Origin of the sequence: Nocardia alni (genome assembly GCF_019038435.1) — a bacterium.
Classification (GTDB): domain Bacteria; phylum Actinomycetota; class Actinomycetes; order Mycobacteriales; family Mycobacteriaceae; genus Nocardia; species Nocardia alni.
In genome coordinates this window covers 15,745-40,716 of sequence record NZ_JAGPOX010000062.1, presented here as the reverse complement: position 1 = coordinate 40,716, position 24,972 = coordinate 15,745, and the positions used below count along the sequence as shown (strand labels likewise).

18 protein-coding genes are annotated in these 24,972 nt (G+C 66.6%); 1 reads left to right on the top strand and 17 read right to left on the bottom strand.

Annotation, left to right across the window (positions count from 1 at the left end):
- Window positions 1-60: 60 nt before the first annotated feature.
- The 6 genes from JZ791_RS23080 to car form a co-directional block, all read right to left on the bottom strand.
- Entirely contained in the window at window positions 61-2,559 is a 2,499-nt protein-coding gene (locus JZ791_RS23080) for a SulP family inorganic anion transporter (protein ID WP_216897283.1), read from the bottom strand.
- 287 nt (window positions 2,560-2,846) lie between these two features.
- Window positions 2,847-4,304: a sodium:solute symporter family protein gene (locus tag JZ791_RS23075; RefSeq protein WP_216897282.1), complete on the bottom strand. Its 1,458-nt coding sequence runs from the start codon at window positions 4,302-4,304 to the stop codon at window positions 2,847-2,849.
- Window positions 4,301-4,489 (bottom strand): hypothetical protein, encoded by a 189-nt coding sequence (locus JZ791_RS23070; RefSeq protein WP_254206164.1) that lies wholly within the window; start codon window positions 4,487-4,489, stop codon window positions 4,301-4,303. Before JZ791_RS23070 ends, JZ791_RS23075 begins: the two co-directional genes overlap by 4 nt.
- A 246-nt stretch (window positions 4,490-4,735) precedes the next feature.
- Entirely contained in the window at window positions 4,736-5,941 is a 1,206-nt protein-coding gene (locus JZ791_RS23065; RefSeq protein WP_216897280.1) for a M20 metallopeptidase family protein, read from the bottom strand.
- A 151-nt stretch (window positions 5,942-6,092) separates the two neighbouring features.
- Window positions 6,093-7,808 (bottom strand): DUF3556 domain-containing protein, encoded by a 1,716-nt coding sequence (locus JZ791_RS23060; protein ID WP_216897279.1) that lies wholly within the window; start codon window positions 7,806-7,808, stop codon window positions 6,093-6,095.
- A gap of 131 nt (window positions 7,809-7,939) precedes the next feature.
- Complete coding sequence (gene car / locus JZ791_RS23055) at window positions 7,940-11,413, bottom strand: carboxylic acid reductase (RefSeq protein ID WP_216897278.1); 3,474 nt, start codon at window positions 11,411-11,413, stop codon at window positions 7,940-7,942.
- A gap of 586 nt (window positions 11,414-11,999) precedes the next feature.
- Between car and JZ791_RS23050 the strand changes: the two genes are divergently transcribed.
- Entirely contained in the window at window positions 12,000-12,701 is a 702-nt protein-coding gene (locus JZ791_RS23050) for a GntR family transcriptional regulator (protein WP_308163049.1), read from the top strand.
- A 10-nt stretch (window positions 12,702-12,711) separates the two neighbouring features.
- Here JZ791_RS23050 and JZ791_RS23045 read toward each other — a convergent pair whose 3' ends face one another.
- The 11 genes from JZ791_RS23045 to JZ791_RS22995 form a co-directional block, all read right to left on the bottom strand.
- Window positions 12,712-13,857, bottom strand: a complete 1,146-nt coding sequence (locus tag JZ791_RS23045; RefSeq protein WP_308163048.1) for an ABC transporter ATP-binding protein — start codon at window positions 13,855-13,857, stop codon at window positions 12,712-12,714.
- A gap of 12 nt (window positions 13,858-13,869) precedes the next feature.
- Entirely contained in the window at window positions 13,870-15,624 is a 1,755-nt protein-coding gene (locus JZ791_RS23040) for an ABC transporter permease (RefSeq protein ID WP_216897276.1), read from the bottom strand.
- A 69-nt stretch (window positions 15,625-15,693) separates the two neighbouring features.
- Entirely contained in the window at window positions 15,694-16,752 is a 1,059-nt protein-coding gene (locus JZ791_RS23035; protein ID WP_254206163.1) for an ABC transporter substrate-binding protein, read from the bottom strand.
- 5 nt (window positions 16,753-16,757) lie between these two features.
- Window positions 16,758-17,615, bottom strand: a complete 858-nt coding sequence (locus tag JZ791_RS23030) for an amidohydrolase family protein (protein ID WP_216897275.1) — start codon at window positions 17,613-17,615, stop codon at window positions 16,758-16,760.
- 30 nt (window positions 17,616-17,645) lie between these two features.
- A complete protein-coding gene (locus JZ791_RS23025) occupies window positions 17,646-18,551 on the bottom strand; it encodes a substrate-binding domain-containing protein (RefSeq protein ID WP_216897274.1) in 906 nt (301 codons plus the stop codon).
- A 97-nt stretch (window positions 18,552-18,648) separates the two neighbouring features.
- Window positions 18,649-19,362 carry a GntR family transcriptional regulator gene (locus JZ791_RS23020; RefSeq protein WP_308163047.1) on the bottom strand — a complete coding sequence of 238 codons (714 nt, stop codon included), beginning with the start codon at window positions 19,360-19,362 and terminating at the stop codon, window positions 18,649-18,651.
- Window positions 19,363-19,380: 18 nt separating this feature from the next.
- Window positions 19,381-20,235: an amidohydrolase family protein gene (locus tag JZ791_RS23015; RefSeq protein ID WP_216897273.1), complete on the bottom strand. Its 855-nt coding sequence runs from the start codon at window positions 20,233-20,235 to the stop codon at window positions 19,381-19,383.
- A gap of 35 nt (window positions 20,236-20,270) precedes the next feature.
- Window positions 20,271-21,254, bottom strand: a complete 984-nt coding sequence (locus JZ791_RS23010) for a substrate-binding domain-containing protein (protein ID WP_216897272.1) — start codon at window positions 21,252-21,254, stop codon at window positions 20,271-20,273.
- A gap of 44 nt (window positions 21,255-21,298) precedes the next feature.
- Window positions 21,299-22,180, bottom strand: a complete 882-nt coding sequence (locus JZ791_RS23005) for a hypothetical protein (protein WP_216897271.1) — start codon at window positions 22,178-22,180, stop codon at window positions 21,299-21,301.
- Between the two features lie 43 nt (window positions 22,181-22,223).
- A complete protein-coding gene (locus JZ791_RS46570) occupies window positions 22,224-23,873 on the bottom strand; it encodes a thiamine pyrophosphate-binding protein (protein WP_216897270.1) in 1,650 nt (549 codons plus the stop codon).
- 28 nt (window positions 23,874-23,901) lie between these two features.
- Window positions 23,902-24,951, bottom strand: coding sequence for an amidohydrolase family protein (locus JZ791_RS22995; RefSeq protein ID WP_216897269.1), 1,050 nt, complete (start codon window positions 24,949-24,951; stop codon window positions 23,902-23,904).
- Window positions 24,952-24,972 lie beyond the last annotated feature (21 nt).

Here is a 24,972-nt window from a genome sequence, read left to right as displayed (position 1 = left end):
ACCCCGGGGCGTCGCCCGACCTGCCGACCCCCGGCCGTCGCCCACGGCCGGAGTGTCCCCTCAGACCGGCAGTGCCGTGACTGGCTCGGAATTCAGTGTGGGATCGTCGAATTCGGCGATTCCGTCTGCGGAGATCTCGATGACTCGGGCGGTCGGGATGTCGAAGAACAGGCCGCACAGGACCAGGCCCCGTTCAGCCATGGCGCGTGCGACCAGCGGATGCCGCGCGAGCGTGTCCAGCTGGACCGCGACATTCACCATGCCCAGTTGGTCGATCTCGCCGAAGCCCGCGGCCGCGGCTGCCGCGGCGACCGGGTGGCCGAGGCGGAACTCCTCCAGGCTCGGTCGCCCGTGTGCCAGCCAGTCGTCCAGGCCCGACCCGGTGACCAGCTCGTTGTACAGCGCGTCCATCGCACCGCAGCCCGAATGCCCGCACACCACCACCGACCGGATGCGCAGTCGATCCAGGGCGTAGACGATCGCGGCCTCCACCGAACTGTCGCGGCCGTCGGCGGGGACCAGGTTGCCGATATTGCGCATGGTGAACAGGTCGCCGGGGCCGCTCGAGGTGAACACGTTCGGCACCAGCCGTGAATCCGCACAGGTCAGGAAGAGTGAATCCGGGTTCTGGCCGTCACGCAGCGCGCCCATGTGCGGGCGCATGAGATGCGCCGCGCCGCGATGGTAAGCGGCGATGCCCGCGTGGATCGGATTCTCCAGCGCGCTACGCCGCCACGGGCCCAGCGTCTCGTTCAACATGCGGCGGGCCTGTCCGCGCGCGGGCGGTCCGGTGGCGAGGTCGGCGATGCGGGCGGCGCCCACCTCGACGAATTCGACGCTACCGCCGGTACTTTCGTGCACTTCGGCCCATTCGCGCAGGGCATCGGCAGCGGCGTGGTCCAGGAAGTCCACCGTCATCTCCACCCATACCGCGACGCCCGCGGGCACCGTGGCCAGCGCGGCGGTCAGGCGCGGCAGCGCCAGGAAGGTGCAGGCGCCCTCGATGGTGACCAGCCAGCGTTCGGTCCCGGCGACCGGTTCGGCCGTGACGGACGCCCGCACCACCCGCCACAGCAGCAGCGCGAAGGCCAGCACGAGCCCGGTCACCATGCCCAGCAACAGGTTTCCGAACACCACAACCAGGATCGTCACCGCATAGACCAGCAGGTCGCCCGTGCGCCTGGCCAGGCGGATGTGGGCCAGTTTGACCAACCCGATGCCGATGACGATCAGCAGCCCGGCCAGAGCTGCCTTCGGAATCCGTTGCACCACATCGACCAGAGCCACCGCGAAGACCAGCACCCACAGACCGCTCAGCATGGTCGAGGCCCGGCTGCGCGCACCCGCTTTCACATTCGTGATGCTGCGCACGATGACCGCCGCGACCGGCAGCCCGCCCAGCAGCCCCGAGGTCACGTTCGCCAAGCCCTGCCCGACGAGTTCCCGATCCAGATCGCAGCGCCGCCCCGGCCGCAACCGCTCCACCGCCACGGCCGACAGCAGCGTCTCGACGCTGGCGATCAACGCGATAGTGACCATCGTCAACGCCACAGACCCCCAGCTCCCGCCGGGCATACGCGGTAGCGAAAAATCGTCGAACAGCGGCCCCCGCAAAGCGATTCGCGCCACACTGGTCGGCACCATCTGCGCCACGAGGCTTGCCGCGACCACAGCGACCAGCGGCGCGGGCACCCGCCTGATTACCTGCGGCAGATAGCGCCAACCCAGCAGAATGACGATCACCAGCACGCCGACGAACGCGTCCCCGCCGTGCACCGAACGCAGCTGATGCGGCAGTTGCACGACGCTGTCCCAAGACGAACTCAGCGACTGCCCGCCCAGCAGCACGTGCAGCTGCTGTAGCGCGATCACTACGCCGATCCCGGCGAGCAGGGCGTGCACCACGACCGGCGCGATGGCCAGCGCTCCCCGGGCGATCCGCCCGAGCCCGAACAGGACCTGCAGTACACCGGCTCCCGCCGTGATGCAACATGTTCCAGCCCAGCCGAATTGATGAATACTCTGCGCCATGACCACGGTCAGGCTCGCCGTAGGACCGCTCACCTGAAGCGCCGATCCGCCCGCCAGCCCGGCAACCAGACCACCGATCACAGCGGCGATCAGCCCCGCCGCCACGGGCGCGCCGGTCGCGACGGCGACACCGATGGACAGTGGCAGCGCGACCAGGAACACCACGATCGAGGCGGGCAGATCGTGACGAATGATGTCAGCGATCCGCAGCCCACCGCCACCTCTGGTCGACGCAGCACCGCTCGAGAGGCCGAAGGCCCGCACTCGCGAGCCGAGTCCATCGCCGCGCCCTGATGAATCGTCCCGCGTCAGCGCGGCGTCCCCGACCGAACCGCCGCCCAGCAGCGAGGCGGTATCCGAAGCCGACGAAACATCCTGGAGCGACGAGATACCCCGAGCCGAGTCGAAATCCCGCCCCCGCAAGGCATCTCGGCCAGATGCTGTGTCCGGAGGTGCTGTCGCGATCGGGGGTGGCGGCGCGCTGATTCGCGGGGGCGCGGTGGCGCGGGCCGGGTCGGTGTCGGACATATTTCTCCTTCGCCGCTCCGGGGTAGCCGGAGCGGTTCATCGGTGGAACATGTGCTGGCATCGAGGGCAGAGCGGAGAGACCTTTGGGTAACCCTGACACTTCGGTGTGTCGTCGAACGGCCGCGCGATGGGCCCCTCAGAGGGGAGCCGTCTACAATCGTAAAGAATTAGCAAAGAGATTGAAAAGTTGTTGCGGCGAGTCGCAGCGCGCCGCTACCCAATTGTGATCTATCTCACCAAAAGGCGGCCGGCGTGCGACGACCGCCGACCTCATACGATCACCGGGCTCATCGGGGTGCGGGGACAGGCTCCCGCACCCCCGTCTCGGGGCCGCCCGACGTGGTCGGTGTACGCATCCGCATCACCAACTCCACCAGCGCGAGCACGACCAGGTTCACACCGAGCGCCGGGATGCCCGCGTTCACGTTCGCCAGTCCGATCTTCCAGAACGTCACCCAGATGACGAACGCCTCGCCCGAGATGATCCCGGCGGTGACCGCCGCCGTGCCAACGAACGGGCGCTTGCCCAGCCCGGCCACCAGTCCAGGGATGAACTGCACCAGGCCGCTGTAGGTGAGCAGCAGCAGGTTCGCCAGCGCGTTCGGACGGGTCAGATCCAGCACCAGGGCCAGGCCCAGAATAACCAGCACCGCACCGTGATTGATGTAGAACTGGATACGCGGGCGAGCGTGGCGCACCACGTTGCGCGCGATCATCGTCGACATGCCCAGCACCATCACCGATGCCGGGACCATGGCCGCGGCCGCGCCGCCGACCGCGATGATTCCGACCAGCCAGCCGGGCAGCGCGCCGTTGGTCAGGGTGAGCAGCACCCCGTTCGCCGAGGTCTTCTTCGGCAGCGCCACGATGCCGACGAAGCCGACGATGATCGGCAGCAGCAGGGTGATCTGATAGAGCGGCAGCATCACCCAGTTGCGGCGCAGGGCACGGGCGCTGCGCGCGGACAGCACGGCCGGCCAGGTGTGCGGGAAGGTGAAGAATCCCGCGCCGAGCATGCTCGCCAGCATGCTGGTGGTCCACCACACCTTGTCGTTCGGGCCCGCGTGCACGGTCAGCATGCTCGGATGCAGGGTCTGCACGGTGTGCATCGCGTGGCCGAGCCCGCCGGTGTAGTGAATCGGCACCGCGACCACGACCACCGCGACGGCCGCCAGCATCAGCACATCCTTCAGATACGAGGTGGCCGCCGTCCCGCGAATCCCGGCCCACAGCACGAACGCCGCGGTCAGCACCGTGCCCAGTACCTCGCCCCAGATACTCGAGGTGGTGTCGTGGGTGACGAGCTTGATGATCAAACCCAGCCCGGCGATCTGCAGTTGCAGGTACGGCAGCATGAACACCACGGCGAACACGGCGATGACCGCGCCCAAACTCTTACTGTCGTATCGCTGTTCGTAGTAATCGGCCTGAGTCAGGTATCCGTGCTCGCGACCCAGCTTCCACAGCCGGGGCCCGATGAAGTACATGGCCACGCAGGCGATCGGAATGTAGGGCAGCGAATAGCTCGCGGCCGCACCACCACTGAACGCCAATCCCGCCATGCCGAGAAAGGTGAAGGTGGTGAAGATCTCACCCGCTTGCAGGAACCACATGGTGTAAGCACCGAAATTCCTTCCGGCGACCGACCATTCGGCCAGATTGGCAGCCGGGCGACGGCGGCCGAGGAAGCCGACCACCGCGATCGCGATCATGCCGACGATCGCAACGACAAGTGTGACACTCATTGTGCCTCACCACCTTCCAGCTCACGATCGTCCACCACGTACCGGGTGCGCCCCCATTCGATAGCGGCCAGCGCGGGCGTGAGCAGCAGCAACCACACCATCGGCCACACCAGCATCGAGGGCAGCCCCAACCACAAATGCGGACCATTCACGAACGGCAGCCACGGCGTGAGAACCAGTGCCACACAAGGAATCACAGGGGCAACAAGAAACAGATCACGCTTGGACACGCGTAACGACCTCCCAGCTCGAACGCCTCCCGGCCGACACACGGTCCGACCACACCACGGCGCCGCTGGACCACGCCAGCGGAAATTGATCACGCCCGGACACACGCAACCGCCCCAGAGCGCAGGTGGGCAGCAGCGCAGCGCCGATGGACAACAAATGCCGCACAGGAGATCGCGAGTGCATACGGACGCAGGCCATGCCTAGACATGCGCGACCTCGCGTTCCAACCGGCGGATGGCGAGTTCGGCCAGCAGCTCGGCTCCCGAGGGCAGCACGGCGTCGTCGAATTGCGCGTTCGGGGAATGGTTGTACGCGGCGGTGGCCGGGTCGAGGCCGGGCGGTACCGCGCCGAGCATGGCGAAACTGCCCGGCACCGCGGCCAATACGCGGGAGAAGTCCTCGGCCCCGGTGATCGGGTTGATCATCGGCTCGAAACGTTCGCCACCGAAGACGTCGGCGACGGTCGCGGCCAGGAATTCGGTTTCGGCGGCGTCGGTTTCGGTTACCGGATATTCCCGTTCATACTCCACGTCCACCTCCAGCCCGTGCGCGAGGGCCACATTCCGGATCAACCGCACCACCACCTCCTCGGCCTTTTCCCGGTTCGCCTCGGAGAAGGTGCGGATGGTCCCCTCGAAATGCGCGTCGTCGGGAATGATGTTGTGCCGGGTGCCCGCGTGCACCACGCCGACGGTCAGCACCACCGGATCGAAGACGTTGAAGGTGCGGGTGATCGTGGTCTGCAGGGCGGTGATCATCTCGGCCATGGCCGGGACCGGATCCTTGGCGCGAAACGGCGCGGAACCGTGCCCGCCCGCACCGCGCACGGTGACGATCAGCCGGTCCGAGGCGGCCAGCATCGGACCGGGCCGGGAGGTGAACACGCCATGGGGCACATTCGACGACGACACGTGCAGTCCGTAGGCTCCCACGACGCGCTGCCCGGCGGCGTCCAGGACGCCCTCGGCGATCATCTTGCCCGCGCCGTCGTAACCCTCCTCGCCCGGCTGAAACATGAAAACGACGTCCCCGGAAAGCTTTTCGCGCTGCCCGCAGAGCAGTCGAGCGGCGCCGACCAGCATCGTGACGTGCATATCGTGACCGCAGGCATGCATGGTGTCGCCGGTCCGGGACGCGTAGTCGAGTCCCGTGCGCTCGCTGACCGGCAGCCCGTCCATATCGCCGCGCAGCAGCACCGCCGGGCCACCCGGACGGCCGCGCAGCACCGCGATCACCGAACTGAGCGCCGTGCCCGTACCGACCTCCAGCGGCAGCGAATCCAGTTCGGTCAGCACCCGCTCCTGGGTGTGCGGGAGGGTCAGGCCGACCTCGGGTCTCCGATGCAGATCATGCCGGAGCGCAACGAGATCGGAGGTGAGCGAGGAAGCATCCTCATGCAGTGCCATCACGGCCTCCTGAACGACCCCCGGCAGGAAGCACCGGGTAGGTCTTGGATGATTGCCCGAATCGTCAAACCCCGCAAGGAAATGACGAAACCCGCAACGCACTCCTCACATCGGTGTAACCCAGGGTGTGCCGAGGCCGTGATGACGCCTCTCAGGCAGGCGTTACGTGCACCGGTAGATCGTCGGCCCAGGGCTGACTGGTCGCCATATCGGCGACGCGGAGGTAGCCGCTCTCGAATTCACCGGTCGCGGCGTCGACCAGGCGATAGCGCTGGGTCTGATGCTGGATGGGCTGGGCGTCCAGGAGCACCACACGCACCTCGCCCGGCTCGAAGCCGCAGCGCTCCTGCAGGGCGGCGATCAGTTGCTCGTTGTGCATGTGGCCGTCGCCGAAGTTCCAGCCGATCGCGGTGCTGCAGATGCGCTCGCCGTCGGTGATCGTATAGTCCTCCTCGTTGCCATCTGCCATCGCGCGGTGCGCGAGGGTGAACAGGGCGCGACCGTGCGTGTTCATGGCGCGGAAGGCGTAGCCGAGGTATATCAGCAGCGGCACGCGGTCCGCGCCGTAGATTCGCTCGATCTGCGCCTGGGGCATGCTCGCGATCGCGACGACGTTCGCGTCGATCTTCGCCGCCGCCGAGGGTTTCACACACCACAGCGTGGTATCCCAGTTCCCCGCGTAATACCGCATACCCGGCAGGAACGAAATCGCCCGGGGGAAAAGGTTTCCCGCGACGACGACACCCGCGACCACCACGAACAGCAACGCCACCGGCACCGGATGCGCGAGCCCGGACAGCCCGCGCTCGGCATGCGCCACGAACAGGCTCAGCACCCCGAAGATCATGAAGACGTTCCACTCCAGCGGCACGCCCATCGGAATCGCGGTCAGGATGCCCAGGTGGAAGAGCACCATCACCGTGGCCGCGATCGCCGTAGGCACGCCGCCGTGCGTGAAGAACAGCACGAGCGGCACGCACAGCTCCACCGCGGTGGCCACGTGCGCGACGATCCGGGACGCGCGGCCCGGCCGCAGATCCTCCGGGAATTTCTCGAAGAACATGCGCTTCAACGCTTTTCGCCGGATCAGCGGATTATTGGACATCATGGTCGAGATGACGAACGGGAAGTGCACGTTCAGCTTGGAGACCGCCGCGCCCATCCAGATCACCATGAACACCAGCTTCGCCGCGACCAGACAGTCCGCGCCGAACAGGAAGGCGAGGGTCATCGGGGCGTACACCTCACCGCGCGCGGCCAGGAAGACCGTCTTGTCGCGCAACCCGATCAGCGCGAGCAGCACCAGGATCAGCACGACCTTCCACGTCGGCAACAGTCCGATGGTGGTGTGCAGCGCGGGCATCGGCCCGGTCCCGTCGGAGCCCAGCGCCACCACCGTGGCCAGCAACAGCGCGGCGTACAGCACGACATCGACCGGCGTGCGCGCGGTCCCGGCGGTCAGCGGCACCCACCGCGGCCACGGTGGCAGCCGAATGGTCTTGGGCCGCAACCAGTACAGGATCGACCCCATGGGCGGGAGGTACCGGTTGTTGAGCGGCCCGAATCCGCAGCCGAGCCCGATCACCTCGAACAGCAGCGTGTACAGCACCACCTTCTGGAAAACGATCGGCTCCGACCACCACCGGCCGACATCCAGGAACCCGATTCCCTTGGTGGACAGCATGATCAGCCAGCCGACCACAATGTACGCCAGGATCTTCACGACATAGAACAGATGCAGCACCATCGGCGTCCCGAACCCGACATCCGCCCAGTGCCGGGCCATCGGCGCGATCTTCTGCCCCCGCGTGCCCTTGCTCCACTCCCCCATATCCACCACCGGCAATTCCGGCTCGAGAAACCCCATGACGCGACTCCCATCCACCCACGATCCGAGCCTCGCCACGGTGACACGCCCGCGATGTGCTGTCAATCACATCGGCCGAGGTCGCTCCCGGTCAGTGGGAGCGACCTCGGCCTGCCGGGACGGGGGGCGCCTCAGAGCAGCTTCAGATGCTCCAGGTTGGTGATGTATTTGACGATCGTCGCCCGGCCGACGTGCGGTATGTCCTTGTCCGCGCCGATCTCGGCCTCCTGGACCGCCGAACGGAACCGATCGGCGGTGGCGGCCATGCCACCGTTCCCCGGCCGCTCGGGCTTCTGGTAGTTGTGCAGCAGCGGCAGCAACGAGTGCTTGCGCTGCCGCTCGGGCAGCGCGCGCAGTTTGGTCTCGAATTGCCGGACCCATTCGGCATAGTCGTCGATCCGCTGAATCGAGTACCCGGCCTCGACGAGCCAGTCGATGTATTCGTCCAGGCCGATTCCGTCGTCGTGCGGGTTCATCACATGATAGGTCGAGAACCCTTCTCGCACACCCAACTCGGCGACCGCCGTGGCGATGAAATCGACCGGCAGGCCGTCGTAGTGGGCCCGCTGCCGGCCACCGGAGGCGTCGAGTTCGTAGAACGACCCAGGCGCTATTCCCGTGGCCACCAGGCTGAGCATCAACCGGGTGAACATGTCCGGGACGTTGAGCTGGCCGACGTAGGAGCCGTCGACCAGGATCATGTCGCACCGGAACACGCTCACCGGCAGGTCGTACAGCTCGTGCGCCTCCCGCAGCAGCACCTCCCCGGCCCATTTACTGTTGGAGTAGCCGTTGGCGTAACTGTCGTCGAGCACGCGAGTGCCGCTGATCTTCCGGATGTCGGCGTCCTCGACGAATGCCGACGGATCCACTTGGCCGCCGACGCCGAGCGTCGACACATAGTCGAACGTCTTGATCTTGCTGGTCAACGCCAGCCGGATCAGCTCGGCGGTACCGACGACATTGGGCCCGAACAGCTCGCTGTAGGGCAGTACGTGGTTGACCAGCGCCGCGGGGTCGACGATCAGATCGACGGTGTCCGCGAGTCGCTGCCAGGTCTCCTGCGACAGGCCGAGGTTCGTCTCGCCCTTGTCACCGGCGACGACCCGCAGATGCTTGTCCGCCAACTGCCGGTAGCGTACCCACAACTCGGGATCGCCGGTGTCGAACACCGAATCCAGGCGTTCCTGCGCCGCCTTGTCGTCCGACGCGCGGACCACGCAGACGAGGGTTCCGTCGACGGCGGATACGCGTTCGAGCCACTCCAGCGCGAGGAAACGTCCGAGGAAGCCGGTCGAACCGGTCAGCAGGACCGTCTTCACCGGTCCTGTCGCGCGGGGCAGCGCCGGCGCCGCGTCGAGCAGGGATCGGTCGATGAACTTGTCCAGCGTCAGCTCCGCGGCCTGGATCTCGGTCGCGCCCGAACCGTGCACGCGGGTGAAAGTAGGCCGGGTGCCACCGCCCGCGGCTTCCTGCTCGATGTAACCGGCCAGGAAGCGCAGATCCGCGGCGGGACCGACGATCACCCCGACCGGCACCTCGACGCCGAATATCTCGCCCAGGGTGCTGCCGAATGTCAAGCCGGACAGTGAATCCCCGCCGAGATCGGTGAAGTGCGCATCCGGCGCGACATCGGCGGCGGCGATCCCGAGCAGCGCCGCGGCCACCCGCGTGACCGTTTCCAGCGTCGGTCGTCCGGCGGCATCCTGCTTCAGCGCCCGCAGTTCGGCGGCCTGTCCCTCGTCCTGCTCCCTGTACAGCTGTTCGAGCCGATCGGCGTAGCGCTGCTTCAACTTCGGCCGCGCGAGTTTGCGAATACCGGTCAGCAGGCCGTTCTCCAGCGTGAAGGGCGTTGTCTCGATGAGGAATTCACGCGGCACTTCGAACGATTGCAGCCCGGCTTCGGCCGCCACCGCCCGAAACGCCTCGGTCACCGACGATTTCACCGCCGCGGTGTCGCCGCCGGCGGCAGTCAGCGTCTCGGCGGCGGGCACGACCACCGCGAGCAGATAGGCGCGAGTGCTGTTGCCGTACACGTAGATCTGATCGATCGCCGGGCTGGCGGAGAACGCGGCCTCCAGCTTCGAGACCGTCACGAACTCGCCCTGCGACAGCTTCAGCACGTTGTTACGGCGATCGAGATACCGCAGTTCCTCGTGGCCGACCTCGGCGAAGATGTCCCCGGTACGGTAGAAGCCGTCCGAATCGAATACCGAGGCGGTCGTCTCGGGCCGCTCGTAGTACCCGGCGAATACGCCCGCCGATTTGAGCAGCAGTTCACCGCGTGGATAGGGCCGATCCGTACTGAAATATCCGAGTTCGGGAACGTCGGCCAGTTTGTAGTCCAGCACCGGCGGCCGGTTGATCCGGCCGTCGATGATGACGCCACCGATCTCCGTCGACCCGTACCCCTCGGTCAGCTCCATATCCAGCATCTGCTCGACGAAGCCGCGCACGTCGTCCGAGATCGGCGCGGAACCGGTCAATCCCGAGATCGCGCGACCACCCACCACGTTCTGCCGTATCTCCGACAACGCCGTCTCGGACGTGTCCGATCGGTCCAGCACGCGCTGGTACTCCTGGTAGAGCAGCTCCCACACCCGCGGCACGAAGTGCAGTTGGGTCGGGCGGACCAGCGCCAGGTCCTCCAGCAAGGTCGACATATCGCTGCTGGCGCCGAAATACGCGATTCCGCCGTGCCGCAGGGTTCCATAGAGCGTCACCCGGCCCATGAGATGGCTCATCGGCATGAAGTTCAGGGTGATCCAGGGACCAGGCGAGTGATCCTCGTCGTCGAAGCCGAAGCCACCTCGCCACAGGCCGGCGACCAGACGCTCGGTGTACATCGCGCCCTTCGGGGCGCCCGTACTGCCGGAGGTGTAGACCAGCAATGCCACGCGCTCGCCGTCGCTCCCGCGCTTGGCGACGGCCCCCGCGGCTCCCCGCTCCCGCACGGCCGCAAGGGTTTCCAGGATTATCGAACCGCCCGCACGAGCCAGACGCTCCGCGGCCGCGTCGAATGCCTCGCGGTGGGCGTCGGCCTCGGGCAGGTAGTCGAACACCACCACACGGGTGACGCCGTGCCCTGCCAGCGCGAGATCCACAGCGTCGGAAAGATTGTCGATGCTCGACGCGATGACACCCGGGCGGGTCTCGGACACGATCGGCTCCAGTTGCGCCGAGGCGGCGCTGGACTGCAGGGGCACCGCCATCGCCCCGAGATACATCAGGGCGAGATCGACGACCGTGTATTCCACACTGGTGAAACCCAATACGGCGACCCGGTCATCCTGTGACACGAACGGTTCCAGCCCCCGGGTCACCGCGGTGACCCACTCCCCCAGCTCCCCGTAGGTGATCGTCTCGAACCTCGGTAGCAGCCGCGGCACGGCGCGCCCGGACTCCGGGTCGGACACGATCTCGACGGCCCGCGCCCCCAGCGCCGGCCGGGACGCGTACTCGGTCAGCAGGAGGCTGAGCACACCCGGCAGCGGTAGATCCGGGTCTTCGACACGAGCGGTGATCGCCGGATCGGATCGAGCCGCGGCGAATTGGGTATCCCGGGCCACCAGATCGGCGATTCGTCCTGCTTTTCGTTCATCCATCACAACCTCCAACCACAACGAGCGGACAGTGCGACAAAACCTTTAGTTGCGGACAACAACAAGTTCCGCTATCTCACCGTACGCCCGGCCCCAGGCCCCCTCGGAACCGTGGAAGGCGGACGTGACTCTTCTCACAGCAGCCCCTATCCGCGACGCGCCGGACTCCTCGACAGACTCGAAACATTCAGCAGCACAACAGAGATCCGGAAGAGTCGGCCCGCGCCCACCTCCGAGTGGACACAGCATTCATTGAGGGACAACCAGATCGCCCGCCGAATGACGGAAACCCATGCATAACCGGCCGAAAACCCTTTGCATCCGAATTAATCTCATACTGATCCCAATCCGCGCAGAAACCCGACAGGGACCGGTTCGACATCTTCCGGCACCTATGCCATCTCCGGTGACGCCTTCCGGAGCGCCACCCATGGCTATCATTGAGCAACTACGAATACGCCCCGCTGGCCCGGGATGGCTTGGGCTCCACGACGGCCCTCGATGTTATTATTGCCGTCTGCCTGCAGCTGATGCGGCGCCCATCGAATTCTACGAGATCCCGGCTAGGTGACAAGACATGCTGTCAGGCGTGGAGAATGGTCGAGGCGATACGACCGGTTCAGGCGGCAACAGAACCTCGCAGGCGTATCAGGAACTGCGCGGGCTGATTCTGTCCGGCCATTACGAGCCGGATTCACGTCTGACCGAGTCGGAGTTGACCACGCAGCTGCAGGTCTCGCGCCCCACCATTCGTTCGGTGCTCGCACGCCTGACACAAGAGGGCTACGTGACCGCGGAGGCGAATCGCGGCGTACGAACCCGCTCGTTCTCGGTGGACGAGGCGGTGGAGATTCTGGAGAGCCGGGCCGTGCTGGAATCGGCGCTCGCGGCCAAGGCCGCCGAACGGGCAACCGACGCGGAAATCGCCGAGATGAAACAAACGTGTGAGCGCATGTGGGACTGGCAGGTTCCCGGTGGGCGCGAGGAGTACTGGAATCTCAATCGCACATTCCACGAACAGGTCAAACGGTCCGCTCGCCAGGCCACGCTGACCCGGTTCGTCGACAGCCTGCTCTACCCCCTCGTTTTCCGGCAGTACCGGGACGAGGCCAGTGTCGCGCCGCGCCCCGAGTCGGTGCAGGAGCACGAGGCGATCCTCGCCGCGATCGTCACCCACAACCCCGAGGCCGCCGGAGCGGCGATGCGGCATCACCTGTCGGCGGTGAGACGGGCGCTGCAACTGAACATCACCGCCCCCGACGACGCGCCCTCGGGGCCTCTGTCCTGCTAGGCGGTCGTCGTCACGACCACAGGGCGACCGTCCACGCCGGGTCCGAGGCGACGGTGACCTCATCACCCGGGCGTGCGTCCAGGTGCGCGTCGGCCTGTGCGCGAAGTGTGAGATCACCCGCCGCGACGTGCACTTCCTTGCGATCGCCCAGGTATTCGACGCTCGTCACCCGCGCCGGGAACCGGTTGTGGCCCGCGGCAGGGTCGTCGGAGGTGAAGATGCGCAGGTTCTCCGGCCGGATGCACACCGACACCTCTTGGCCCGCGCTCGGCGGTGCGGGCGGCGTCGCGAAACGCGCACACCGCAGCACTCCGACCGCGGTCTTGACCTCGACCACCCGATCACCGAGGCCGGCACGCGCATCGACCACTCCGGCAACGAGATTGGCGCTTCCGACGAAGTCGGCCACGAACCGCGACGCCGGCGAATCGTAGATCGTGCCGGGCGGCCCGATCTGTTCGATGCGGCCGCGGTTGAGCACGACGATCGTGTCGGACATGGCCAGGGCCTCGGCCTGGTCGTGCGTGACGTAGACGGCGGTGACCCCGGCGTCCTGCTGGAACGAGCGCAACTCCGCGCGCAGCTGGGTCCGCAGCTTCGCGTCCAGGTTCGACAGCGGTTCGTCCAGCAGCAGCACCTCCGGCTCGCACAGCAGGGCGCGAGCCAGCGCGAGCCGCTGCTGCTGGCCGCCGCTGAGCTGCGAGGACCATCGATCCGCGTAATCCGCGAGCCCCACCTGCTCCAGCATCGCCAGGACGCGACGGCGGCGCTCGTCGCGGGGGTAGGTCTTGCGGCCGTGGCGCAGCGGGAACGCGGCGTTGTCGAACACCTTCATATGCGGCCAGATCCCGTAGGACTGCGGCACCATCGCGATCGGCCGGGCCTCGGGCGGAATGTCGCGACGCGGCTCGCCCGAGAAGACGCTCCGGCCGTTCATCCGGATCTCCCCGCCGTCGGCGGTCTCCAGTCCCGCCAGGCACCGCAACGTGGTCGTCTTCCCGCATCCACTCGGTCCCAGCAGCGTGAAAAAGCTGTTCTCGGAGACGGTGAAGCTGACATTGTCGATGACCCGATTGACCGCACCGGTCTGCTTGTTGGTGAATTGCTTTTTCAGGTCGATGACCTCGACCGAATGGCTTCCTACATTGTGCTGCACTTCGAATACACCTCAGATGTGTTGTTGGCCGCCACGACGGTTGATCCACCCGATGGCCACGGCGGAAACCACGAGGAGAAGGACCGAGAGGGCGCTGGCCTCGGGATAATTCGCGTTCTCACCGATCAGGTCCCAGAGCTGTACGGCGATCGTGCGATTGCCGTCGCTGGACAGCAGCAGCGCGATGGGCAGTTCGCCGAGGGCGTTGGTGAACACCGACAGCCAGGCACGCGACACCGCGGGAGCCACGAGCGGGAATACCACCCGCCGCAGCACCACGGCATTGGACGCACCGCTGACGCGGCCCACTTCCTCGAGTCCCGGATCGAGCTGTAGCAGTGCCGTTTGAATCATCCGCGAGCCGCGCGGAATGTACCGGGTCGTCAGCGCGATGATGATGATCCAGATCGTCCCGTACACCCGGATGGGTACATAGACGTACAGGAACAGCACCGCCATACCCAGCACGACACCGGGAATTCCGAAGACCAGGAACGACAGATCGAACAGCCACCGGCCGAAGCGATTACCCCGGGTCGAGGCTATCGCCAGCCAGAGGGCAAGCGCGGCGGTCGCCGTCGCGGTGATCAGGCTGACCGCCAGGGTGTTGACGACCGCCTGGCTCGAACTGGAATTGGTGAAAATCGCGGTGTAATTCGACCACGTCAGCGAGCGGAAGTTGTGCAGGCTGATCGGTTGCAGGAACGGGGTCAGGCTCGTCCACACCAATGCCAGGATCGGCAGCACGATCGCCACGAGGACGTACAGCGACACCATGGCGCACAACGGAAACCGCCAGCGCCCCAACCGTATCGGCGTGGAGCGATACCCTTTGCCGCCGACCACGCGGAACCGGTGCGATTCCCGGGTCTGCCGACGGTAGACCGAGATCATCACCAGCGACACCAGGACCAGCAGGATGCCGTAGGCGCTGGCCCGGCCGTAGTCGGGAATGCCCGACGGTGGCTGCAGGGCGTCCTGGACCAGACTGCTGAACACGAAGATCTGATGCGGCATCCCCAGGATGGCCGGAATCGAGAACTCTTCCAGCGCAATGACAATGAGCAGCATGCTCGCGGCCGTGATGCCGGGCATGGTGAGCGGCAGGACGATCTTGCGGGTCCGGGTCAGCCATCCCGCGCCCGAACTGGCCGCGGCCTCCTCGAATTCCAGATTCAGCCGGGCGAAGGTCGGCGCCAGCATCAGATACATACTCGGCACACCGAAGATGCCCGCCACCAGAATCATTCCCGGCAGCGAATAGATATCGACGGTGACGCCGAAGATCTTCTGGATCAGAATGGCGATCGGGCCATTGGTGGGGTTGGCGGCGAGCATCCACGCGACCGCCATGACGGTGGCGGGAACCGCCATGGGAGCCAGCGCGCTGGGGGCCAGAACGCGACGCCCCGGAAGGTCGGTCCGCTCGAACAGATAGGCCAGGCTGACGCTGATGATCAGCGCCAGCACGACGGCGCCGACCACGAATATCAGCGAGTTGACCGTCACCTCGCCGAACCGCTGCGAGGTGAAGATCTTGGCGAAATTGTCCAGCGTGAAGCCGGGAACCTGGAACGGCAGCTTCATCTTGCTGTTCTTGAAGCTGCTGAACAACAGCATGGCCAGGGGGACGATCACCAGATAGGCGATGATCGCGCCGATGGCGATGTTCACCGCGACCAGGAGGCGGTCACGGCGGTGCGGGGGTATGTCTGGAGTCGGCGCGGGGGGTTGCACTGTGTCGATCCGCATCGTGTCCGTCTGCATCGCTCAGGTCTCCAAGGGTGAATGAATATCGGCCGGCCGCAGCAATACGCGGTGCAACGGTCACGGCCGTCAATTGACCGTGGTGCCCAAGGCGTGTTCGACCTTCGGGAAGAACTTCGAGAACTCTTTGTACTGATTGATATCGGTCTCGCTGACCCATTGGACGCCGGCCTTGCACAATGCGCCGACGACCCGGTTCGTGGCGGCCTTCGTGCAGTCGGTGTTGGTGGGGATGATCGAGTTGTAGCTCGGGGCGAGCGCGGCCTGCCCCTGCGCCGAGGCGAGGAAGGCGGTGAGCAGCCGACCGGCCGCCGGATGCGGTGCGCCCTGGGCCACGAACAGATAGGACTCGTTGGCGTTCGTCGGGCCCACCGGCGCCACCGCGACCGGCGCGCCCTTCGCCTGATCCTCCAGCACGAGGTTGATCAGATCCGTGCCGACCGGCGTCTGGCCGGACACGATGAGAGCGTGGGCCTCGGTCGTATTGTCGGTGTAATGCGGTTGCTGGCGCGTCAGTTGGGAGCTGAAGCGTAAACCGGCCTTCTCGCCCAGCGCGCGGTCCAGCTCCCACACCGTCATGAACGAGCCGCGCGATTCGACGCCGAGCTTTCCGCCGTGCCATCGCGGATCCAGCAGGCTGTTCCAGCTGGTGGGTGGGGTGCTGGCGACGGCGGTGTTGTACGCCCACACCTTCGGCACGGCCCAGACGTAGACGAGATTGTCCGCGAAGATCTGATCGGCCGGCACTTTGTACTCCGACCAGTTCACCTTCGCGGCCATGGGCAGCGACGGCACGACGGTCAGCCCGCCCGCGTTGGAGACGTCGAAGGTGACGCGATTCGCGGCCTGTTCGACGTTGAGCTGGGTGAGCAGGTCGGGGGCCTTCTTGTCGGTGTAGACGACCTTGATCCCGGGATACTTCTTCTCGAAGGCAGTGATGGCCGGTTTCATCTGCGCCTCGGGCTTGGGCGCGTACCAGACGACCTCACCTTCGGCCTTGGCCGCCTGGTACAGCTGAGCCAGGTTGGCGGCCTTCGGCACCGGCGGAGGGCCACCGCACGCGGCCAGGATGACGGTAACCACCATGAGCGTGACGGCCAGCAGGCCCCGGCGCCGGATTCGCTTCATGGCAGTCAGCTTTTCCCATAGAGCTTGCGCGCGGTGCCGCCGGCGATCAGCTCCCGCTCGGTGTCGTCCAGGGTCGAGGGCAGCTGCGCCCGGACGAGTTCGGCCAGCTCGGCCAGCGACCCGGCCGACGCCGGAAAGTTCGAGCCCCACAGCACGTGGTCCGCGCCGAACTTCTCGATCAGCTTCGCGAACAGCGGCTCGGCCGATCCGGCCTCGCGCTGCGCGCGCAGCAGGGCCGGCGGTGTGAGTTTGATGAACACCCGGCCGGTCTGCTCGAGGTCGGGAGCTCCGGCGGCGCTCGGGTACGGCGCGGCGTCCGGCGCCAGCTCCGGCCTGCCCGCGTGGTCCAGGATGACGGTCAGGCCCGGGTACTGCTGCAACAGACCGGCGAGGATGGGCGCGTGCTTGGCGTGCATCTGGATGCAGACCGGCACCCGGCGGGCGGACAAGAACTGCCAGACCGGCGTCATGCGTTCGTCGTCGAGGCCGCGGCCCGGTGTCGGGACGGCCGTCGTGCCGTCGGCGGCGCGGATGCGCACCCCCGAGAAGCCCCGCTCGTCGATCCAGTGCGACAGGTCGTCGAGGGCCTTCGGGGACAGGAAGTCCACCGAGCACACCCCGCTGAGGCGGTCACGGTACCGGGTGAGCTGGTCGGCGACGTAGGTGTTGTCGAATCCGTACACCGTGGAGGCCTGGACGACCACGAGATGGTCGATCTCGGCGGCGTCGGCCGCGCGCAGCAGGCCGTCGATGTCGGTCGGCCGCTCCTGGGACCATTCGGAGCGGTGACCGCCGAGCGGGGCCGCCGGATAGGTGTCGGTATCGGGCGAGATGATGTGGGTGTGGGTGTCGACGGTGAACATTCGGGCTCCTCGTGAAAGTGGCGACAGGACTCAGACGTGCTCGCCGAGATGGCGAGTGAAGTCCCCGAGCAGTTCGTCCACGGTCACCGGTGTGCGAATAACGTTCTGCTGCAACGCGTAATAGATCGCGACCTGCAACCCCGCGACCAGTTCGCCGGTCACCCCGAACCGCAGCGCGCGCACCCGCGGCCCCGGCTGCGCCTCGGAGGCCTTGCGGTCCTCGATCCGGTCGCCGAGTTCCCGGTAGAGCGCGGCGATCGCGCGCGGCTCGGCCTCCAGGACGTCCCGCCGGACGGTCAGCATATGGTTGATCGGAACGGTCCCATGCCGCTCGCCCCACGCCTCCTCGGCCTCGCGCCAGTTCGAGATGATCGGCACCAGCGGCCCCTGCGCGCCGTCCAGCGCGGGCGGACCGAGCACGGCCGCCACGACGTCGCCCCGCTCGAGCACCTCGAGCACCTTGCCCGTCGTCCGCTCGACGTTCGGCGGCTCCACATACGCACCGACGTGCGGCTCCTCGACGGTCACCCAGGTAACGTCCTTGGCGTCGACGTCGAACTCCTCGTGCAGGATGCCGCGGACCCACAGGCCGGTCGTCTGGCTGTAGGCCCGCACACCCACACGCTTGCCCACCAGATCGCGCGGGCCGATCTCGGCCGAGCCGGGCCAGCGGGTCAGCGAGTGGTGGTGGAAGTCGCCGCTGAGCACGATGGGCAGCAGCGACAGGGCGACCCCGGCCTCCCGGGCCTGCAGGTACGTGGCGATGGCCATTTCGCTGACGTCGTAGGCGAGCTCGCGCACCATGGGGGCGAACGCCTTGTAGATCGGATTCACCGCCGCGTACTCGAAGGGGTGACCCTCGATCGTGAGGCCCGGCTCGGCGAGGAATTCCGTGTGCGGATACGACTTCGCCGCGATGGACAACGTTCTGGGCATAGCAACTCCTCTGTTGCCTCGGGATTCGATGTGCAGCTGATCCGGTCACCCATTCCAGGATGACGGTAAAGAGTAATGTCTGACGATTTAGCCCAATCTACCCATGATCTTCCACAGCATCAAGGGTATTTCCTTCAGATTGTCTAACAATCTTAGGGTCGGGTAGGGCGTGCCCGAGCAGCAGAGCCCGCCGGGCGGAACCGACGTGATGACGCATGCCGGCGGCGGCCGCCTCGGAATTGCGCGTGAGAATGGCCAGGAAGATGGCCTGATGCTCCTCGAACGAGCCGGTCCGCGGGTGCGGCACGGAGATATTGCGGTACTGGCGCATGACCAGCGGATACAGCAGCGTGTCGTACGCGCGGGCCAGGGTGTGCTGGTGGGCGGCATGCTTGATCTGCTGATGGAATCGCCGGTTGCCCCTGGAGTACACACCCTGATCACCGCGGGACTGCGCGTCCCTCATCGCCTCGAGCGTCGCGCGCAGTTCGCGAATCTCCTCGTCGGTCGCCCGCTCGGCGGCCTTCCCTGCCAGGGCCGATTCCAACGTCTCGCGGGCCTCGAGGATATCCGCCGCCTCCTCGACCGAGAAACTTCTCGTCCGCACCCCGCGATTGACCTCGCTGGTGACGAAGCCGTCCTGTGTCAGATGCACCAGCACCGAACGCACCGTGGCCCGCGAGACGTTGAATCTCCTGGTGAGGTCGACTTCGGTCAGCCGCGTGCCGGGTTCGAAGTTCCCCGCCAGCAACTGCGCACGCAACTCGCCGTACATCTCGCTGTGGCGGGTCGCCACGCCTCTGTCGACCACCGTGGTCCCTGGGCCCGCTTATTGCGCCACGTCGAGGCCCGGGTACAGCCGCCTCGCGGTCCCGGCGAAAATCTCCTCCCGCTCCTTCTCGGGCACCACCGCCAGGACGGTCTGCGCGAGTTCGACCAGTTCGGGCAGCGTCTGCTCGGCGGCCGGGCAGTTCGAACCCCAGGCGATCCGCTCGGCGCCGAACGCGTCGATCACCGGCCGCAGGAACTCGATCGCCCGCCCTCCGGCCGCGTGCAGCGGTTCCAGATTGCGGTGCGTGAGCTTGAGATGCAGGCCGGGATGCCGCGACAGCTTCGCGACCTCCTGCCCCGCCGTTTCCGGTGAGGCGGCGATGTCGGGGTAGCCGATGTGGTCCAGCAGCACCCGGACGCCGGGGAACCGGTCCAGCAGCGACACCAGCTGCGCCGTCGCCGGTCCCAGACGCATCTGCAGGCAGACGGTGACGCCCAGTTCGCCCGCGTGCTCCCAGAATTCGTACGTTTCCGGGGCGGCGAACCATTCGCCCTGGGTCGGTACGGTGCTGCCGCTGGTGAACAGGCGCACTCCGGACAAACCGCTGTCCACGGCGTCGGTCAGGCGGGCGGGTGCCTGCGGCTGCAACGGGTCGAATGTGCCGACCGCGAGGAAGCGGTCCGGCTCACGCCGGAAGCTGTCCAGCACGTACGAGTTGTCGTAGCCGTAGGCCGTGGTGGCCTGGACCAGGACCGAGCGGGTGATGCCCGCGGCGTCCATGGCGGTGGCCATGCCCTCGGCGGTGACCGGTCTGGTTGTGGCCCAACCGGATTGCTTGCCGCCGATCGGCGCCCGCGGGTATTTGTTCTCGTCCTGGGAGATGATGTGGCAGTGCGTATCGATGATGTCCATCGCGTCGAATTCCTTGCGCTGGAAGGAGTATGAACTCAGGCGTCGGGGTAGTCGCCGGCGGCGAAAAGGTCCTTCGGGTCTGCGGGGAAATCCGCGTCGAGCAGGCCCTGATCCTGGGAAAAGCGCACCAGCGCACGCAGACTCGCGTCGTTGGCCCGCAGGCCGTAGGGAATCGGATCGCCGCCGATCTGCTGAGCCTGCCGGGCGAAGCGCGGCACCGCGGACCATTCCGGATCCGCGGCGAGCTGGCGACGCTTGCTTTCGGCGAACGCCGCGTACAGCGCCGTCGCCAGGTTCGGATCCTTGTCCACGAGCTCCGAGCGCACCGCGATCACCGAATGCAGCGGGTAGATCCCGGTGCGCAGGTACCAGTCGGCGGAGAGCACTTCGGCGTCCGGGAACAGCGGATACGGGCCTTCGTCACCGGTTTGCTCCGGTGACTGCGTGGCCGCCCAACCGGCCCGCGGCGCACCCGCCCGGCCGGTGCCGGCGTTGCCGGTGAACGCGGCGTCCAGGTCCCCGGAGCGCAGCAGTTCGCCGAGCGAACGACCGTCCGTGACCCGCTCGACGGTGTCCGGAGTGCGCCCCTCGATGTGGTCGTCGTCATCGACGACCCACTTCACCGCGTCGATGTCGACGCCGTACTCCTCACGCAGGATGCCGCGCATCCACACGCCGGTCGTCACCGTGTAGGCGCGGACCCCGACCCGCCGCCCCTCGAGATCCTTCGGGAACCGGATCCCCGACGCGGTCCCGCACTGGACGTCACCGTGATGGAAACGCCGATTGAGAAAGACCGGAATGGCGGTCAGGGCCACGCCGGTCTGACGGGCCATCAGATACGACGTCGGCGCCAGCTCGCACACGTCGAATTCGAGGTCCCGGATCATCCGCCGGTACGCGCCGATGACCGGCTCGACCTTGACGGGCTCGACCTCGTAACCCGCCACCTGGACGCTGCCGTCCAGCAGCGACTGCCCGTGTCGATAGTCGCCGAGGACCACGGAGAGCTTACTCATGAATGTACTGCCTTTCGATCGAATTCCGTTGTCCCCGTTGCCCCTCAGCCACCGAGACGCGACGGCGGCACGCCCAGGGCGTCACAGGACTGCGCCACCAGATCGTCGAAATCGACGGCGCGGGGCAGCACCTGCTGTTCGAGCGCGTAGGTGGCGGCCTGGGAGACCGGACCGCGCAGACCCGCGAAGCCGACCGACTTCAGCTCTCCGACACTGGATGCCGCGCCCGCGGACTCGGTGACCTGTTTCATCGCGTCGTACATGGCGCAGATCGCCGCGGAATGCTCCTGTGCGGCAGCGGTACTCACGGCGACGATGTGGTTGATCGGGACGAAGCCCTTGTCTGCCGACCACTGCGCGGCGACGTCGTACGCGTTCGGGACGGCGGTGCGGATCCGGTCGTCGGAGGGCAGTTCGTTGCCCATGATCCCGTAATCGAGCTTGCCGCCGAGGAAGTCCTTCTGCAGCTTCTCCCCCTCCGGCGCGCGGCTGACCCACTCCGGATCGGTGTACTCGTCGACGTGCCCGCCCTCGTACACGATCCAGTTCACCTTGCGCAGGTCGACCCCGTACTGCTCGGTGAGGAATCCCCGCATCCAGACGCCGGTGGTCTGACTCCAGGACCGCACGCCCACGCTGCGGCCCTCGACGTCGCCGACCGAGAGGTCCGCGCACGTCACCAGCGTCTGGTGCTGGAACCGGGCCAGCGTGGTGATCGGCAGCAGCACAACCGGTTTCCCGTAGGCGGCCGCCTGCAGCAACGTCACCACGGCGATTTCGCAGACGTCCGGCTGCCGGTCGTTCAGGAAACCGCGCGAGGCCTTGTGCACCGGGCTGATATCGAGCCGCTCCAGCGGCGTTCCCGACTCACCGGCCGCCGCCTCCGCCGCCGCCGCGAGGTCGTCACGACCCACTACGATCTTCATTTTCGTTCCTTTACGTTCGTGAGCATCGGGATCCGGTGCGGACTCACACGTCCTCGCCGAACCACAGGCGCCGGTACGGGACGCTCAGCACGTCCCGGGTGATTCGCACGTCGATCACGGTGGGCCGGGGTTGACGCACGTACTCCGCCAGTGCTGCGCGCAGCTCGTCGGTGGTGCGTACGGTCGCCCCGTCGCCGCCCAGCGACTGCGCGACACGGCCCAGTTCCGGCGTCGGTATCACCGCGAGATCCACGTCCAGGCCCTTGGCCCGCGACTTGTGGTACTCGGCGCCCAGCGCCTGATCGTTCATCACCACGACCAGGATCGGAATCCCGTACCGGACGGCGGTTTCGAATTCGGACAGGTGCATCAGGAAACTGGCGTCACCCTCCACCACGAACGCGGGCCGGCCGCTGGCCACGATGGATCCGATGGTGATCAGCGGCGCCTGGCCGATCGCGCCGAACATCCCGTAGTTCGACGTGATCTCCCGCGAACGCTGGAAAAGCATTGTGCCGAAGTCGGTCTGGTGACCGCTGCCGAGCACGAGATCCAGCTCCGGCGGGAGTTCGGCGTCCAGCACGACGATCGCCTCGCGCGGGTCGAGAAGATCCGGCTGACTGCGGAATTCGCTCGGATCGATCAGCGGGGCGGTGAGCCGGCGCCGGACCTCCTGGGTGTGGAAGCCCTCGATCGTGACGGACTCGCGCTCCAGCGACGCGGTCAGTTCCGCGAGCCCGGTATTCGCGTCGGCCTGGATGTAGCAGTCGGCCACCGCGCCGTTGCCCATGACCAGGTTGGGCGCGGTGTCGATCTGGATGTACTTCGCCTCCGGGAACAGATAGCCGTGCTCGGTGGTGTAGCTGTTCAGGCTCGCACCCACCGCGATCACGCAGTCGGCCTCCTGCAGCAGCTCCATCGCCACCCTGCTGCCGAACAAGCCCGAGATTCCCACGTGATAATCGGTGTCGCCGTACAGCCAGTTCTTCGCCTGCAGCGTGGTGGCCAGCATGGCGCCGGTCCGCTTCTGCAGGCGCAGGATCTGTTCTCCCGCATCGGAACCGCGCGCACCACGGCCGGCGATGATGACGACATGCTTACTCGCCGCGACGATGTCGCGCGCCCGCTCGATCCGCGACGGATCCGGCAGCAGCCGTGGGCGATCGATCAGCTGGGTCGAGGGGACGTACGGCCCGTTGTCCTCGTACTCGTGCTGCTGGATATCCATCGGTGCGCTGAGCATGATCGGGCGGGATTCGGTCCGCGCGAGGTAGAACGCCTTCTGCACAACCTCTTCCGCGAGGTCGCCGCGCGAGAGGTGGACGAAGCCGCATTCGATCGCCGCGGCGAAGCGCCCCTGGTCGAGATACTGCGCGGCTGTCTGGTCGCCCCAGGCCGTCTCCCCGCAGAAGGCGACCAGCGGGGTGCGCGCCCGGCTCGCGACGAGCATCGAGGTGGCCAGCTGCGAAACGCCGGGGCCGCTGGTCGTGGTGACGACGCCGGGACGTCCGGCCGCACGCGCCCATCCGTCCGCCATGCCCAGACCGGAACCCTCGTGCCGCACCTCGTACTGGCGCACACCGCGCTGGGCCAGCGCGTTCATCCAGAACATATTGGCATCGCCCATCATGCCGAATACGTCGGTCGTCCCCTCCTCGACGAATGCCGCGGCGAGTGCTTCATAGACCTTCACTTGTCTGACTCCTCTTTTCGAGACGGGCTCACGCGACCGGGATATTTCTGGACTTCAACACCCCGTCCAGTCGCGCGAACACCCGTAATGCGTTCCCGCCGTAGATGGCCCGCCGGTCCTGCTCATCGATCGTCGGGACGGAATCGAGGAGATATTTCGTATCGTCGAATCGGTGCCCGGTCTCCGGGTCCACACCGCGCACGGCGCCGATCATCTCCGAGGCGAACAGGATGTTCTGCGCGGGAAGGATGTCCGTCAGCAATTGCATGCCGCGCTGGTGGTACACACAGGTGTCGAAGAAGACGTTGCGCAGCACCAACTCCTCCAGCGGCGGCTTGCCCTGGTCCTGCATCGCTCCCCGGTAACGTCCCCAGTGGAACGGCACCGCGCCGCCGCCGTGCGGCAGAATCAGTTTCAGCGTCGGGAAATCGATGAACAGATCCGACATGCACAACTGCATGAACGCCGCCGTGTCACCGTTCAGGTAATGGGCGCAGGTGCCTTGGAGCGCGGGGTTTCTCGACATCGCGACGTGAACCATCGCGGGGACGTCGAGTTCCACCATTTTCTCGTACAGCGGGTAGTAGACCCGGTCGGTGATCGGCGGGGCCTGCCAGTATCCGTCCGACGGGTCCGGGTTGAGCAGGCAGCCCACGAAATCCAATTCCGTGACGCACCGCTCCAATTCGGCTACCGAGTTGCGCACCGAGGCCGCCAGCGCGTCCCCCGGGGACTGCGGGAGCTGGCATACGCCCACGAACCGGTCCGGGAACAGGCCGCTCACCCGGCTGATCAGGTCGTTGCTGACCTGCGACCAGGTCAGGCTGGTCTGCTCGTCACCGTAGTGGTGGGCCATTTTGCCCGCGCCCGGAGAGAACAGCGCCAGATCGACACCACGTTCCTGCTGCAGCTTCAGCTGCCCGTTCTCGATCGCGGACCTGATCTCGTCGTCGCTGATCCGGAGTTCGTCGGGTGAGTGTCGCGCACCCGATTCCTCGAACGCCCGAATCTGTTGTTCCCGCCATTTCCCCAGTGCGGGCGGGGCCGTCGTGAAATGTCCATGACAGTCGATCAGCATGAATGATCTCCGAAATTCGTA